Raw genomic sequence first — 14,024 nt, forward strand, 5'->3', positions numbered from 1 at the left:
AACTGTCGATGACGTCGCCATCCGCCTCGTACGGCGTGCATTCCGAAGTCGGGAAGCTGCACAAGGTTCTGGTGTGCTCACCGGGTCTGGCACACGAACGGCTGACCCCGACCAACTGTGACGACCTGCTCTTCGATGACGTGCTGTGGGTTCAGAATGCGCGCCGCGATCACTTCGACTTCATCGACAAGATGCGCGACCGGGGTGTCGCGGTGGTCGAACTGCACGATCTGCTCACCGAGACCATGGACATTCCGCGGGCGCGGACCTGGCTGCTCGACCGCAAGATCGTGGCCAACGAAGTGGGGCTGGGGCTTGTCGACGAGACCCGTTCATTTCTCGACGGGCTCGCGACCCCGCGGTTGACCGAGTTCTTGATCGGCGGCCTGTCCACCCGCGACCTGCCCGCCGAGCTCGGCAAGGGCTACCGCGCACTGGCCCGCGAACACGCAGGCATCACCGAATATCTGATGCCGCCGCTACCCAACACGCTCTACACCCGCGACACCACCTGCTGGATCTACTCCGGCGTCACACTCAACCCGCTGTTCTGGCCAGCCCGCCACGACGAGACGCTGCTGATGAAGGCGATCTACGAATTCCACCCCGACTTCGTCGGCTCGACGGTGTGGTGGGGGGATCCCGAGAAGTCCTGGGGGATGGCCACTATCGAGGGCGGCGACGTGATGGTGCCGGGCAACGGGGTGGCGCTGATCGGCATGAGCGAGCGTACGTCGCGCCAGGCCATCACCCAGGTGGCGGCCACCTTGTTCGCCGACGGCGCGGTGGAGAAGGTGATCGTGGCCGGGATGCCGAAGCTGCGCGCAGCTATGCACCTCGACACCGTGTTCACGTTCGCCGATCGCGACGTGGTGACGATCTACCCCGAAATCGTGGACAATATCCAGACTTTCACGCTCATGCCCAGCGATTCCGCGCCCGGTCTCGACGTCATCGAGGAGACCAAACCGTTCGTGGAGGTTGTCGCGGCAGCCCTGGGCCTCGGCGCGCTGCGCGTGGTCGAGACCGGCGGCACCGCGTACGACTCCGAGCGTCAGCAGTGGGACAGCGGCAACAACCTGGTAGCCGTCGAGCCCGGAGTGGTGTTCGCCTACGACCGCAACACCCACACCAATTCATTGCTGCGCAAGGCCGGCGTCGAGGTCATCACAATCGTCGGCGCCGAACTGGGGCGCGGCCGCGGCGGCGGTCATTGCATGACGTGCCCGATCATCCGTGACCCTGTCGACTACTGAATTACCGACGGTAGTGGTTCCTAGAACACGTTCCAGTTGGCTTGCTAGCCTGGCGGGAGCTGATCGAAAGGACCATTGATGACAACATCGTCGGGGACGCTCGAAGGACGAGTGGCATTCGTGACCGGGGCCGCCCGCGGCCAGGGTCGTGCCCACGCCGTACGGCTGGCCCGCGAGGGCGCCGACGTCATCATCTCCGACATCTGCGCGCCGGTCAGTGACACGATTCCCTACCCCGGCACCACGCCGGAGGACCTGAGTGAAACGGTGCGGCTGGTGGAGGCCGAGGGCCGCAAGGTGCTGGCTCGCCAGGTCGACGTCCGCGACGACGCCGCGGTGCGCCAGTTGGTGGCCGACGGTGTCGAACAGTTCGGACGGCTCGACATCCTGGTCGCCAACGCAGGCGTGTTGTCCTGGGGCCGGCTGTGGGAGCTGACCGACGAGCAGTGGAACACCGTCATCGACACCAACCTCACCGGCACCTGGCGCACGTTGCGTGCCGTGGTTCCGGCGATCATCGAGGCGGGCAACGGCGGCTCGATCATCGTGGTGAGCTCCTCGGCCGGCCTGAAGGCCACCCCGGGCAACGGTCACTACGCCGCGTCCAAGCACGGTCTGACCGCGCTGACGAATTCCCTTGCGCTCGAGGTCGGCGAGTACGGCATCCGGGTCAACTCCATCCACCCGTACTCGGTGGCGACGCCGATGACCGAAAACGACGCCATGATGGGTGTTTTCGCGGCGCATCCGAGCTTCCTGCACGGCTTCTCGCCGATGCCTTATCTGCCGACCGGCCAGAGTGCCACCGGCAAGCTGTCGGACTTCATGAACGTCGACGAGGTCGCCGACGTCGTGGTCTGGCTGGCCGGCGACAACTCGGCCACGCTGTCCGGCTCGCAGATCAACGTCGACCGCGGGGTGATGAAGTACTAATCCCAGCCGACTAGCCGGGTAGCACCAGCACCGGAACGGGGCTGTGCCGCATGATCTTCGAGCCGCGCGACCCCAGGAACACCCGGGCGATCCCACCGGATGGTGACGTGCCGATCGCCAGCAGGTCACCATCCTGCCAGTCCGCGGCGTCCAGCGCCTCGTCCCAGCCGTTGCCGGTGGCGACCTGCAGATCGACGTCATCGCCCACCACACCGTCGGTCTTCAATTGCGCCAGCGCTTCTCGGGCATGGCCCGCCAACTGTTCGAGGATGGAGTCTTCGATACTCAGGCCGACTTCGGGCGGATACATCGTGCGACCGCGTACCGCAAAGGTGATCACCCGCATCGGCACGCCCAACCGCTCGTCGAGCGCCGCGACGCGCTCCACCACATGCAGGTTGTCCGGCGTTCCCGAGTACGCGGCGGTGATCCGGGTCAGCCCACCGGATTTCGAGCCGCGGTAGCCGCGTGGACTGATCGCCATCGGCACCGGCGCCGAATGCAGCAGTCGGTCTCCCGTCGAACCGATCACCACCTGGCCGAGCTTGCCGTCGGCAGCAGAGCCCAGGATCAGTACTTCGGGTTCAAGTTCAGCCACCGCTTCCAAGAGCCCGCCCGATGCCGACCGGTGTGCGACCTTCCGGTATGTGACATCGAGCCCCTTGGCGATCGTATCGATGCACGCTCGTGCCTGCGCTGCCGACTTCATCGCCAATTGCTCTGCATACTCGGCGAATTCGGCGTCGATCCGGCCCAGCGATGGCGTCATCCATGGTCGCGGTACGACCGTCACCACCGCCAGCGAGGTCTTCAGCGTCTTGGCCGCTTCAACGGCCAGGTACAGCGGCGACTGACCGCCCTTGCCCGCGAGGTAGCCGACGGCGACGGTCATGGTTCGTCCTCGTGCTGGTGCTTGGTGACGAAGTGGTGATCCTTCGGATTCTCGTCGAACATGACGTCGTCATCGCCGGGTACGGCGGTGGGGATGTAGCCATCGGAGCCACCGGCATTGAGCGCGCTGTGGTGGCGGCCCCACAAGAAGTAGAACACCAGGACGACGGCCACCCAGGAGGAGAAGGCGATCCAGGTGTACCAGTGCAGGCTGTACAGGATGTAGCCGCAGGCGAGCACCGACAGTACCGGCGTCACCGGGTAGCCGGGCACCTTGAACCCGCGCGGCAGATCGGGCTCTCGGACTCGCAGGATGATCACGCCGACCGAGACCACGATGAACGCGACCAGGGTGCCGATCGAGACCATGTCGGCCAGGTAGTCGAGGGGGACGACACCGGCGAGGATGGCGATCACGATCGCCACGATGATGGTGTTGTTGACCGGCGTCATACTGCGGGGATTGACCTTGGCGAACATCGGCGGCAGCAGGCCGTCGCGGCCCATCGCGAACAGGATGCGAGTCTGGCCGTACAGCGTCACCAGAGTCACCGAGAAGATCGAGATGACCGCGCCTGCCGCCAACACCGTGCCCCAGTACTGGGCGCCGGTGACGTTGTCGAGGATGGTGGCCAGCCCGGCCTCCTGGCCCTCGAAATCGGTCCAGCTCTGGGCGCCCAGGGCTGCGACGGTGACCAGAATGTAGACGGCAGTGACGGTGATCAGCGCGGCGAGAATGGCGCGCGGCATGGTTTTCTGCGGGTTCTTCACTTCATCTCCCGCAGTGGAGACGGCGTCCAGGCCGATGTAGGAGAAGAAGATCGTGCCTGCGGCCGAGCCGATTCCGGCGGCGCCCAGCGGTGCGAAATCGGCGAAGCGATCGGTATCGAAGGCGGTGAACGCGATTGCCGCGAACATCACCAGCACACCGAGTTTGATCAGCACCATGATCGTGTTGACCTTGGCGGACTCGCTGGCCCCGCGGATCAGCAGCAGTGCGCACATCACCACCAGGACGACAGCGGGAAGGTTGACGATCCCGGGTGTGCTGTCCCACGGTGCCGCCGAAATCGCCTGTGGGAGATGGTGTCCGAAGAAATTGTCGAGCAGCTTGTTGACGTATTGACTCCAGCCGACCGCCACTGCGGCGGTGGACACCCCGTATTCGAGCAGGAGGCAGGCGGCCACGCCCATCGCCACGACCTCGCCGAGGGTGGTGTAGGCATAGGAATAGGTGGAGCCGGAAACCGGCACGGCCGAAGCGAGCTCGGCATAACAGATCGCCGCCAGGCCCGCCGCGATACCGGCGATGATGAACGAGACGACGACGCCGGGGCCCGCCTCCGGAACCGCCTGGGAGAGTACGAAGAAGATACCGGTGCCCACGGTGGCTCCGACGCCGAACATCGTCAGCTGGAACGTGCCGATGGTCCGCTTCAGATGATCCGAGGCGCCGTGTGCGACGGGGGCTCCGAGGACGGGCCGCCTCCGCAACATCTGTTCGGTGAGATTTATCGACGGTGCCGTCATGTGCGCCTCCCGGGGTCGCGCGAGATTAGCCGATTATGAGCCTGCTTCGGCCAGCACGCTTGCGAACTGCTCAATCGCCCAGTCGATCTCCTCGGCGGTGATCACCAGCGGTGGAGCGAATCGCAGCGTCGAGCCGTGGGTGTCCTTGACCAGCACGCCGCGTTCGGCCAGCGCCATGCTGAGCTGTTTGCCGGTGCCGAGGCGGGTGTCGATGTCGACGCCGGCCCACAGACCCATCCCGCGCACCGCGAGCACGCCGCGGCCGATCAGCGACCGCAGCCGCGCATGCAGATGCAGGCCGAGTTCGGCTGAGCGGGACTGGAATTCGCCGCGTCGCAGAATGTCGATGACGGTGGTGCCGATGGCTGCGGCCAGCGGGTTGCCACCGAACGTCGAACCGTGCTCGCCCGGGTGCAACACCCCGAGGACGTCGCGGTTGGCGACGACCGCCGACAGCGGAACGACACCCCCGCCCAAAGCCTTGCCCAGCAGATAGATGTCGGGGACCACGCCCCAGTGGTCGCAGGCGAAGGTGTGGCCGGTGCGGGCCAGCCCGGACTGGATCTCGTCGGCGATCAGCAGCACGTTGCGCTGGGTGCACAATTCGCGCAGCCCGGGCAGGTAATCGTCGTGCGGGACGATGATCCCGGCCTCGCCCTGGATCGGCTCGATGAGGACGGCGACCGTGTTGTCGTCCATGGCCGCCGCGACGGCGGAGGCGTCACCGAAGGGTACGGAGCGGAAACCCGGTGTGAAGGGCCCGAATCCGCCGCGGGCGGTGGCGTCGGAGGAGAAGCTGACGATGCTGATCGTGCGACCGTGAAAGTTGTTGTCGGCCACAATGATGTTGGCCATGTCGTGGGGGACGCCCTTGACGTCGGTGCCCCACTTGCGGGCGACTTTGAGGCCGCTTTCCACCGCCTCGGCGCCGCTGTTCATCGGCAGCACCATGTCTTTGCCGCACAACTCGGCAAGCGACGCGCAGAACGGGCCGAGCTGATCGGAATGAAACGCCCGGCTCACCAGGGTCACGGCGTCGAGTTGACGGTGGGCGGCGGCGACGATCTCGTCGTTGTGGTGGCCGAAGTTGACCGCCGAGTACGCGGCCAGGCAGTCCAGGTAGCGACGTCCCTCCACGTCGGTGATCCAGGCACCACGGGCGCTGGCGGCCACCACCGGAAGCGGCGAATAATTGTGTGCGGCGTAGGTGTTGTCGAGTGCGATGGCCTTCTCGGTCGCTTCCCTCATGATCTCGGCCATGGTCATGAAAACACCTCGAGCGTGCAGCATTTCACCGAACCGCCGCCCTTGAGCAGTTCGGAGAGGTCGACGCCGATGGGGTGGAAGCCCGCGAGGTAGAGCTGTTTGGCGAATCCGGTGGCCTGAGCGGGGTGCACGACATGCTTTCCGTCGGATACCGCGTTGAGGCCCAAGACGTAGGCGTCGGTGCTCGCCACTTCGATGGCGTCCGGGAAGAGGTCGCGAATCCGGCCGCGAGCGGCGGCGGTGAAGGCGGGCGGGTAGTAGGCGATCGTGGTGTCGTCGAGGACCGTCAGTGCGGTATCGAGATGGTAGAAGCGCGGATCGACGAGTTCCAGGGAGACCACCGGCATTCCGGTGATGGCCGCCACCTCGTCGTGTGCTTGCGATTGAGTGCGAAAACCGGTGCCCGCCAGGATCGTTGATCCGACGACAAGAAGATCGCCCTGGCCTTCATTGATATGGCGGGTGGCGACGGGGTCATGCCCGCGTTCGTCCATCCAGGCGGCGTAGGCAACCGATTCGCCGTGCCGCTCGGTGTGCTTGAAGCGGGCGACGATCGCGGTGCCGTTGATGATCAGCCCGGCGTTGGCGGCGTAGACCATGTCCGGCAGGCCGGGGACGGGCTCGACAAGATCGACGGTGTGGCCGAGCCGGCGGTAGGTGTCGCGCAGGTTCTCCCATTGGGCGAGGGCGCGCTCGACATCGACGGGAGTGCTGGTGTCCATCCACGGGTTGATGGCGTACTCGACGGCAAAAAACGTCGGCGGGGTCATGGCGTAGTGGCGAAGTCGCTGGCTGCGCGGTGTCCTCGTTGACTCGGCGGCGACATCTGGGGATATCGTCATGAAAGTAACGATAGAAGGGCGCCTGTACGCAATCAATCGATAGACATTGCGTGTCTATGATCGATCTATTGCGTGTGGGCCAACATTGTGTTGATTTATTGTGTACGAGGGAGAGTTCCTGATGGACCGGCTGGACGACACCGACGAGCGGATCCTCGCTGAGCTCACCGAACATGCGCGCGCCACGTTCGCCGAGATCGGCGCGCGGGTGAATCTGTCGGCGCCCGCGGTCAAGCGCCGGGTCGACCGAATGCTCGACACCGGCGTCATCCGCGGCTTCACCACGGTCATCGATCGCAGCGCACTGGGCTGGAACACCGAGGCCTATGTTCAGGTGTACTGCCACGGCACGATCGCGCCGGATCGGTTGCGCGCGGCCTGGATTGACATCCCCGAGATCATCAGCGCGGCCACCGTCACCGGCACCGCGGATGCCATCCTGCACGTGCTGGCCCGCGACATGCGCCATCTGGAGGCCGCCCTCGAGCGGATCCGGTCCAGCGCCGATATCGAACGCAGCGAGAGCATCGTGGTGCTGTCCAACCTGATCGACCGTTCACCCGCCTAACAGCCGGTTGGTAGAAGCAGGCTGGCATGCACGTCCCGGCGGGGATCGTGTAAGAACACCACGTGGGAACGAGCGAAAACGGGATTGTCATCGTCGGCGGCGGACTGGCTGCCACGAGGGCTGCCGAACAGTTGCGTAAGTCGGAGTACACCGGGCCGGTCACGATCGTCAGCGACGAGGCGCATCTGCCCTATGACCGCCCGCCGCTGTCCAAGGACGTGCTGCATGCCGACCTCGACGACGTCACGCTCAAGCCGGCCGAGTTCTACGCCGAGAACGACATCACCATGCGGTTGGGCAGTGCGGTCACCTCGCTGGACACCGCCGCTCAGACGGTTACCCTGGCCGACGGCGCGGTACTGGGCTACGACGAGCTGGTGATCGCGACGGGATTGGTGCCCAAGCGCATTCCGTCGTTCCCCGACCTGGAGGGCATCCGGGTGCTGAGGACGTTCGATGAGGCGCTGGCGCTGCGTACCCATGCGGCGAAGGCTCGTCAGGCCGTGATCATCGGCGCCGGGTTCATCGGCTGCGAGGTCGCGGCAAGTCTACGCAAGCTCGGCGTCGACGTGGTTCTGGTGGAGCCGCAGCCGGCGCCGCTGGCCTCGGTGCTGGGTGAGCAGGTCGGAAATCTGGTGAGCCGGCTGCATCGCGCCGAAGGCGTGGACGTCCGCACCGGCATCGGCGTGGCCGAGGTGCGTGGCGAGAACGGCCATGTGAGCGCCGTCGTGCTGTCCGACGGCAGCGAGGTGGCGGCCGACCTCGTGGTGGTCGGCATCGGATCGCGCCCGGCCACCGATTGGCTGGAGGGCAGCGGGGTGGCTGTCGACAACGGTGTCGTGTGCGACGAGGCGGGGCGCACGAATGCTCCCAACGTGTGGGCGCTGGGCGACTGTGCGTCGTGGCGCGACGCCACGGGACATCAAGCCCGCGTTGAGCATTGGAGCAATGTCGCCGAGCAGGCCCGCGTGATCGTGCCGTCGATGCTGGGGCAGGACGCCCCGTCGGTGATCGTCGTTCCGTACTTCTGGAGCGACCAGTACGACGTCAAGATCCAGTGCCTGGGTGAGCCGGAAGCCACCGACACCGTGCACATCGTCGAGGACGACGGCCGCAAGTTCCTGGCGTTCTACGAGCGCGACGGCGTGGTGGCCGGAGTGGTCGGCGGCGGTATGCCGGGCAAGGTCATGAAGACCCGCGGCAAGATCGCCGCGGGCGCGCCGATCGCTGACGTACTGCCCTAGAACTGGCCCAGGTAGAACCGCGCACCCTGGTCGTCGGTGCATTCGGCGGAGATGCCGTAGGGCTGTCGGTCGGGTTCCGCCAGTACGGTCCCGCCTGCCTCGCGCACCCGGGTCACCGCGGCATCGATGTCGGCCACGGTCCACATCGGAAGGGTCACCGGACGCGCACTGCCGCCCGCGACACCTGCCATCGGGTGGGTGTCATTCACCTGCCAGCCGTCCTCGATACGGCCGGGCTCGAAGGTCCAGAACAGCACGCGACTGTAGAACGACCGGAACGCGTTCGAGTCGGGCACTTCGTAGGTGATGTACGAAAGCTCGCCCGGCCCTGAGCCGTTGAGCTCGGGCCGGGGTTCGCCAGGGCTCGGGGCGAAGACGCCGAACGACGCGCCCTGCGAGTCGGTCGCGCCGCTGAGGGTGCCGAAGTCGAAGTGCTCGATGTCGTCGACGGTTCCGCCGCCGTCCACGATGGATTGCCGTGCGCCAGCGAGGTTGTCCACCGCGTAGCAGCAGAACAACGTGGGGGGCGCGTCGACGCTGTACAGCCCGATGTGTTGCGTGGTGTTCGTGACCTGATGGGTCGCGGGATCGTACGTCCAGCCCAGCACGTGGCCGTAGAAGGCGGCCGCACGGTCGGCGTCCGGCGTCCACACCGAGACATAACCGACATCGCCGTGCCGAATGGGCACCGCTGCGCCGGTGACCGGCCCCGTGAGCATCCATCGGTGACCGAACGGGTCCACGATCGCGGCGCTTCGCGAGCCGTGGTCCTCGTAGGGCTCGCGCTGCACGGTGGCGCCATGATCGCGCGCCCGCTGCAAGGTGTCGTCTGTGTCGGCCACCGGCAGCATCAAACTCACCGAAACAGCCTGTGGTGTCGGCGCTTTCAGGCCGATCTCGGGGTATTCGTCGGCCAGATAGAGCGTTCCATCACCGATGTGGAGTTCGGCATGGCCGATGCGGCCGTCGTCCATCTCATAGGGCCGGCCGACCAGCGACGCACCGAACACCTCGATGTACCAGGCGATCGCCGCGCGCGCGTCGGCAACGGCGAGATAGGGCAACGCGGCAGGGCGCGGCGGTGCCGCGACCTCCGGTGTGGCCGGACCGGCGAGCTCCTCGATGGCCGCGGTGACTCCACTCATGGCGACTCCTTCTGTTCCAGGCGGTAGCGACAGCGCAGACTCCAGCCGGGCCCGCAGCCGTGCGGCGAATGCTGGATCTGGCTGTACCGGAAGGTCTTCGGCCGTCAGGATGCGAAACGGATCGGTCATGAGAGTCCTCCTTCCGGGTAGAGCTTTCTGAACGCACGCCGCGCGCGGACCAACAGAGCCTCGGTGGCGTGCACCGTGCGCCCGATCAACTCCGCGCACTCGGGCACCGAACAGTCGTCCATGTAGCGCAGGGCCAGCACCGTGCGGTGCGCCTCCGGTAACTGCGCCAGGACAGTCTCGGCCACGATGCGATCGAGCTCGGCGTCCCAGTCGTCAGCGGGCTCCGCCTCGGGCACATCGGCGACCACGACCGTCGGCCGGTGCTCCCGGCGCCGGTAGTGATCGGCGAGCTTATGGCGGGCGACGCCGAGCATCCAAGGCATTTCCATCGGCGGCGGGTGCGGCCGGCGCGCGGCGTCCATCGCGGCCAGGAAGGTTTCCGACGTGAGGTCCTCGGCGGTGGCCTTGTCCCCGCAGCGGCGGACGAAATACCCATAGACCAGCGGGAGCGCGTCGTCGTAGAGCTCCAGCAGCCGACGCGGGGCGTCGGGGGAGTCCGGTTGCGCGCTCACACCCCTATCGTCGTCGCGCGAGGGCGAACTCCGACGGGGTGTGCGGAAGGTTTTTTTAGCTTTCGGCGCGCAAACCGTCGCTGAGCGAACGAAAACGCGCCGAAATCGCTAGATCAGAGCTGGCCGAGACCGTGCGCGACGACGTCGAAGGCGTCGCCTAGCGCCTGCGGCAGCGGTACCGACTCGTTGGCCAGCCAGTACTCGTAGGCCGACAGGGCGACCCCGAGCATCAGCCAGGCGACGGACTGGGGGACCAGGTCCCCGGGCTGGCCGCCCGTGCGGACGGCCACGAAGTCCGAGACGACGCCGCGCCAGCCCGCGTACATCGTCATCGAGTGGGCCTGTAACTCCGCGGTCTGCAGGATCACCCGCATCCGCTGGCGGTGCCGCTCGGTTTCCGACTCGTCAAAAGTGTTGAACGCCAGCAATGCTGAGCGCAGCGCAGCGCTGATCGGTTCGGCGGCGTCCATCGACTCGAACAGGTTGCGGAAATGCGTCAGGTGGGCGTCGAAGTCACCCCAGGGGATCGCGTTCTTCGACGGGTAATAGCGAAACAGCGTGCGCCGCGCGATGCCCGAGGCCTGGGCCACGTCGTCGACACTCACCGAGCCGAACCCGTAGTTCGCGAACAGGTCGAGCGCGACGTCGGTGATGTGGTCCTGGGTGGTGGAGCGGCGTCGCCCCACCCGGGCCCCGCCGGAACCCGCCGAAAGGCCTGTCATCGACCCACCCCTTTCTTTTCGGCACTCGATGCCATATTCTTGCGATCTCGATCACAATTGTCGAGAACCTGGCCGACGAAAGGGTGCTTTTCATGGAGCCGAGCCACGCAAGTGAGACCGAAACCGAATTGGTGACCGAAACGCTGGTCGAAGAGGTCTCCATCGACGGGATGTGCGGGGTCTACTGACCGTGCCCGCCCACGCTGTGGGCGATCCGGCTGTGGCCGGGTCGGCCTTCGACCCGGCACTCAGCTGGCGCCTGCATCCGCAGGTGGCCGTGCGCCCGGAACCCTTCGGCGCACTGCTGTACCACTTCGGCACCAGGAAGCTGTCGTTCCTGAAGAACCGCACGATCCTGACCGTCGTGAACTCGCTGTCCGAACACCCCGACGCGCGCTCAGCACTGCGCGCTGCCGGGGTCGACGAGCCCGACGAGGCGCCCTATCTGCATGCGTTGAGCGTGCTGGTGACCTCGAACATGTTGATCTGCAAGGATTCCCAATGACTTCGGTGGCACCGGTACCCCGGCTGATCGAGCAGTTCGAGCACGGCCTCGACGCGCCGATCTGCTTGACCTGGGAGCTGACCTACGCCTGCAACCTGGCGTGCGTGCACTGCCTGTCCTCCTCGGGCAAGCGCGATCCCCGCGAGCTGTCGACGCGCCAGTGCATGGACATCATCGACGAGCTCGAGCGCATGCAGGTGTTCTACGTCAACATCGGTGGCGGCGAACCGACTGTGCGCCCGGACTTTTGGGAGCTGGTCGACTACGCGACCGCCCACCACGTCGGCGTGAAGTTCTCCACCAACGGCGTGCGCATCACCCCGGAGGTCGCGGCGCGACTGGCCGCCAGCGACTACGTCGACGTCCAGATCTCGCTGGACGGCGCCACCGCCGAGGTCAATGACGCGGTCCGCGGGCCGGGCTCCTTCGAGATGGCCACCCGTGCGCTCGAGAACCTGGCCGTCGCCGGATTCAAGGACGCCAAGATCTCGGTGGTCGTCACCCGCCACAACGTCGACCAGCTCGACGAGTTCAAGGCGCTGGCCGACCTCTACGGCGCCACATTGCGCATCACCCGGCTGCGTCCCTCCGGGCGTGGGGCCGACGTCTGGGACGAGCTGCACCCGACTCCCGAGCAGCAGGTGACTCTCTACGACTGGCTGGTGGCTCGGGGCGAAGGCGTCTTGACCGGCGACTCGTTCTTCCACCTCTCCGGTTTGGGCGCTCCCGGCGCGCTGGCGGGCCTGAACATGTGCGGTGCCGGCCGGGTGGTGTGCCTGATCGACCCCGTCGGTGACGTCTACGCCTGTCCGTTCGCCATCCACGACCGGTTCCTGGCTGGAAACATCGTGCGTGACAATGGTTTTGACAACGTGTGGAAGAACGCGCCATTGTTCCGTGAGTTGCGCGAGCCGCAGTCGGCCGGCGCGTGCGGCAGCTGCGGACACTACGACGCCTGCCGTGGCGGCTGCATGGCCGCGAAGTTCTTCACCGGTCTGCCGCTGGACGGCCCCGACCCGGAGTGTGTCGAGGGGTACGGGGTACCTGCCCTTGCCGCAGAGCGGGACAAGCCCCGGCCCAGCGCCGACCACTCCCGCGGCAAGCCGATCATGCTGACCTTGTCCACCCGGCCGCCGGCCAAGCCCTGCAACGAAAGTCCGATCTGAGTCATGGCACGCGACACCTGGTTCGAAACCGTCGCCATCGCGCAGGAGCGGGCGCGCAAGCGCCTCCCCAAGTCTGCGTACGGCGCACTCATCGGTGGCAGTGAGAAGGGCATCACTGTCAACGGCAACAACGAAGCCTTCAACGAGCTCGGCTTCGCGCCGCACGTCATCGGCGCTCTCGAGAAGCGCGATATGGCGACGACTGTTATGGGACAAGAGGTTTCGCTGCCCGTGCTGATTTCGCCGACGGGTGTGCAGGCCGTGCACCCCGACGGTGAGGTCGCCGTGGCCCGGGCGGCTGCGGCCCGCAACACCGCGATGGGCCTGTCCTCGTTTGCCAGCAAGCCGATCGAAGAGGTCGTCGCGGCGAACCCGAAGACGTTCTTCCAGATCTACTGGCTGGGCGACCGCGACGCCATCGCCGCCCGCGCCGAGCGCGCTCGCGCCGCCGGGGCCGTCGGACTCATCGTCACCACCGACTGGAGCTTCAGCCACGGGCGCGACTGGGGCAGTCCGAAGATCCCGGAGAAGATGGACCTCAAGACCATGGTCAAGATGAGCCCCGAGGCCATCACACGGCCGCGGTGGTTCCTGCAGTGGGCCAAGACCCTGCGTCCGCCGGCCCTGTCGGTGCCCAACCAGGCGGCCAAGGGCGAGCCCGGCCCGCCGTTCTTCGACGCCTACGGCCAATGGATGGGCACGCCCCCGCCGACCTGGGAGGACATCGCCTGGCTGCGTGAGCTGTGGGGCGGACCCTTCATGCTCAAGGGCGTCATGCGCGTCGACGACGCCAAACGCGCTGTCGATGCCGGTGTTTCAGCGATCTCGGTGTCCAACCACGGCGGCAACAACCTCGACGGCACCCCGGCGTCGATCCGGGCGCTCCCGGCGATCTCGGCGGCCGTCGGCGACCAGGTCGAGGTGCTCCTGGACGGTGGCGTCCGGCGCGGCAGCGACGTGGTCAAGGCGCTCGCGCTGGGAGCCCGCGCGGTCATGATCGGGCGGGCCTACCTGTGGGGCCTGGCGGCCAACGGGCAGGCCGGCGTCGAGAACGTCCTCGACATCTTGACCGGCGGCATCGACTCGGCCCTGCGGGGACTCGGCAAGGCTTCGATTCACGACCTGACCGCCGAGGACATCCTGGTGCCGAATGACTTCGTCCGGGCCCTCGGAGTGCCCAAGTAAGGCGAGCGCTGACCCCGGCGTAAGCGAGGTTGTGGTACGCGCGTGACTGACGGGACGACGGTAAACGCTCCGGGTGGGTTCGACCGTCCCGAATGCGAAAGAAATCCGTCTTCTCCTCTAACAATTGGCG

Annotated in this window: 15 protein-coding genes; 8 read left to right on the top strand and 7 right to left on the bottom strand. The window is 66.5% G+C overall.

The features are described from left to right. Nucleotides 1–8 precede the first annotated feature (8 nt). Complete coding sequence (locus tag EV580_RS23750) at nucleotides 9–1,256, top strand: arginine deiminase (RefSeq protein WP_133694216.1); 1,248 nt, start codon at nucleotides 9–11, stop codon at nucleotides 1,254–1,256. 78 nt (nucleotides 1,257–1,334) lie between these two features. Beyond that, entirely contained in the window at nucleotides 1,335–2,189 is an 855-nt protein-coding gene (locus EV580_RS23755; RefSeq protein ID WP_133694218.1) for a mycofactocin-coupled SDR family oxidoreductase, read from the top strand. A 10-nt stretch (nucleotides 2,190–2,199) separates the two neighbouring features. On the opposite strand, the gene EV580_RS23760 is transcribed toward EV580_RS23755, so the two are convergent. From EV580_RS23760 to ddaH, 4 genes are read right to left on the bottom strand one after another with little or no spacing between them, the layout of a single operon-like run. Then, nucleotides 2,200–3,081, bottom strand: coding sequence for a universal stress protein (locus EV580_RS23760; protein ID WP_133694220.1), 882 nt, complete (start codon nucleotides 3,079–3,081; stop codon nucleotides 2,200–2,202). Further along, nucleotides 3,078–4,610 carry an amino acid permease gene (locus EV580_RS23765; RefSeq protein ID WP_133694221.1) on the bottom strand — a complete coding sequence of 511 codons (1,533 nt, stop codon included), beginning with the start codon at nucleotides 4,608–4,610 and terminating at the stop codon, nucleotides 3,078–3,080. The genes EV580_RS23760 and EV580_RS23765 overlap by 4 nt, the downstream gene beginning before the upstream one ends. 33 nt (nucleotides 4,611–4,643) lie before the next feature. Continuing rightward, a complete protein-coding gene (gene rocD / locus EV580_RS23770; RefSeq protein ID WP_133694223.1) occupies nucleotides 4,644–5,876 on the bottom strand; it encodes an ornithine--oxo-acid transaminase in 1,233 nt (410 codons plus the stop codon). Further along, nucleotides 5,873–6,718, bottom strand: a complete 846-nt coding sequence (gene ddaH, locus EV580_RS23775) for a dimethylargininase (RefSeq protein ID WP_166654866.1) — start codon at nucleotides 6,716–6,718, stop codon at nucleotides 5,873–5,875. Before ddaH ends, rocD begins: the two co-directional genes overlap by 4 nt. 121 nt (nucleotides 6,719–6,839) lie before the next feature. On the opposite strand from ddaH, the gene EV580_RS23780 reads away from it, so the two are divergent. After that, nucleotides 6,840–7,286 (top strand): Rv2324 family transcriptional regulator, encoded by a 447-nt coding sequence (locus EV580_RS23780; RefSeq protein WP_133694225.1) that lies wholly within the window; start codon nucleotides 6,840–6,842, stop codon nucleotides 7,284–7,286. Between the two features lie 62 nt (nucleotides 7,287–7,348). Next, nucleotides 7,349–8,530, top strand: a complete 1,182-nt coding sequence (locus EV580_RS23785; RefSeq protein ID WP_133694227.1) for an NAD(P)/FAD-dependent oxidoreductase — start codon at nucleotides 7,349–7,351, stop codon at nucleotides 8,528–8,530. Here the strand turns inward: EV580_RS23785 and EV580_RS23790 are convergent. From EV580_RS23790 to mftR, 3 genes are all read right to left on the bottom strand, one after another. Then, nucleotides 8,527–9,804 (bottom strand): VOC family protein, encoded by a 1,278-nt coding sequence (locus tag EV580_RS23790; RefSeq protein WP_133694228.1) that lies wholly within the window; start codon nucleotides 9,802–9,804, stop codon nucleotides 8,527–8,529. The two genes, EV580_RS23785 and EV580_RS23790, sit on opposite strands and share 4 nt — an antisense overlap. Then, the gene (locus EV580_RS23795; RefSeq protein WP_133694230.1) at nucleotides 9,801–10,316 is read right to left on the bottom strand and encodes an RNA polymerase sigma factor; all 516 of its coding nucleotides are present in this window, start codon (nucleotides 10,314–10,316) and stop codon (nucleotides 9,801–9,803) included. The genes EV580_RS23790 and EV580_RS23795 overlap by 4 nt, the downstream gene beginning before the upstream one ends. 113 nt (nucleotides 10,317–10,429) lie before the next feature. Continuing rightward, nucleotides 10,430–11,038 (bottom strand): mycofactocin system transcriptional regulator MftR, encoded by a 609-nt coding sequence (mftR, locus tag EV580_RS23800; protein WP_133694232.1) that lies wholly within the window; start codon nucleotides 11,036–11,038, stop codon nucleotides 10,430–10,432. Between the two features lie 92 nt (nucleotides 11,039–11,130). Between mftR and mftA the strand changes: the two genes are divergently transcribed. Genes mftA through mftD form a run of 4 tightly spaced genes read left to right on the top strand, consistent with a single transcriptional unit; the run spans nucleotide 11,131 to nucleotide 13,894 of the window. Then, complete coding sequence (gene mftA, locus EV580_RS23805) at nucleotides 11,131–11,226, top strand: mycofactocin precursor MftA (RefSeq protein WP_005143850.1); 96 nt, start codon at nucleotides 11,131–11,133, stop codon at nucleotides 11,224–11,226. Nucleotides 11,227–11,228: 2 nt separating this feature from the next. Continuing rightward, nucleotides 11,229–11,543, top strand: coding sequence for a mycofactocin biosynthesis chaperone MftB (gene mftB / locus EV580_RS23810; RefSeq protein WP_370581693.1), 315 nt, complete (start codon nucleotides 11,229–11,231; stop codon nucleotides 11,541–11,543). Continuing rightward, on the top strand, nucleotides 11,540–12,709 hold the full coding sequence (mftC, locus tag EV580_RS23815) for a mycofactocin radical SAM maturase (RefSeq protein WP_133694233.1): 1,170 nt from the start codon (nucleotides 11,540–11,542) through the stop codon (nucleotides 12,707–12,709). The genes mftB and mftC overlap by 4 nt, the downstream gene beginning before the upstream one ends. A 3-nt stretch (nucleotides 12,710–12,712) precedes the next feature. Then, on the top strand, nucleotides 12,713–13,894 hold the full coding sequence (mftD, locus tag EV580_RS23820) for a pre-mycofactocin synthase MftD (RefSeq protein WP_133694235.1): 1,182 nt from the start codon (nucleotides 12,713–12,715) through the stop codon (nucleotides 13,892–13,894). Nucleotides 13,895–14,024 lie beyond the last annotated feature (130 nt).

The organism is Mycobacterium sp. BK086 (genome assembly GCA_004362315.1).
Taxonomy (GTDB): Bacteria; Actinomycetota; Actinomycetes; order Mycobacteriales; family Mycobacteriaceae; genus Mycobacterium.

Bases quoted from the DNA above. Each gene is read 5' to 3' on its own strand.
- EV580_RS23760 (WP_133694220.1), bottom strand. From the start codon at position 3,081: ATGACCGTCGCCGTCGGCTACCTCGCGGGCAAGGGCGGTCAGTCGCCG.
- mftA (WP_005143850.1), top strand. From the start codon at position 11,131: ATGGAGCCGAGCCACGCAAGTGAGACCGAAACCGAATTGGTGACCGAA.
- rocD (WP_133694223.1), bottom strand. From the start codon at position 5,876: ATGACCATGGCCGAGATCATGAGGGAAGCGACCGAGAAGGCCATCGCA.
- mftC (WP_133694233.1), top strand. From the start codon at position 11,540: ATGACTTCGGTGGCACCGGTACCCCGGCTGATCGAGCAGTTCGAGCAC.
- ddaH (WP_166654866.1), bottom strand. From the start codon at position 6,718: ATGACGATATCCCCAGATGTCGCCGCCGAGTCAACGAGGACACCGCGC.
- mftD (WP_133694235.1), top strand. From the start codon at position 12,713: ATGGCACGCGACACCTGGTTCGAAACCGTCGCCATCGCGCAGGAGCGG.
- EV580_RS23755 (WP_133694218.1), top strand. From the start codon at position 1,335: ATGACAACATCGTCGGGGACGCTCGAAGGACGAGTGGCATTCGTGACC.
- mftR (WP_133694232.1), bottom strand. From the start codon at position 11,038: ATGACAGGCCTTTCGGCGGGTTCCGGCGGGGCCCGGGTGGGGCGACGC.
- EV580_RS23780 (WP_133694225.1), top strand. From the start codon at position 6,840: ATGGACCGGCTGGACGACACCGACGAGCGGATCCTCGCTGAGCTCACC.
- EV580_RS23765 (WP_133694221.1), bottom strand. From the start codon at position 4,610: ATGACGGCACCGTCGATAAATCTCACCGAACAGATGTTGCGGAGGCGG.
- EV580_RS23790 (WP_133694228.1), bottom strand. From the start codon at position 9,804: ATGACCGATCCGTTTCGCATCCTGACGGCCGAAGACCTTCCGGTACAG.
- EV580_RS23750 (WP_133694216.1), top strand. From the start codon at position 9: ATGACGTCGCCATCCGCCTCGTACGGCGTGCATTCCGAAGTCGGGAAG.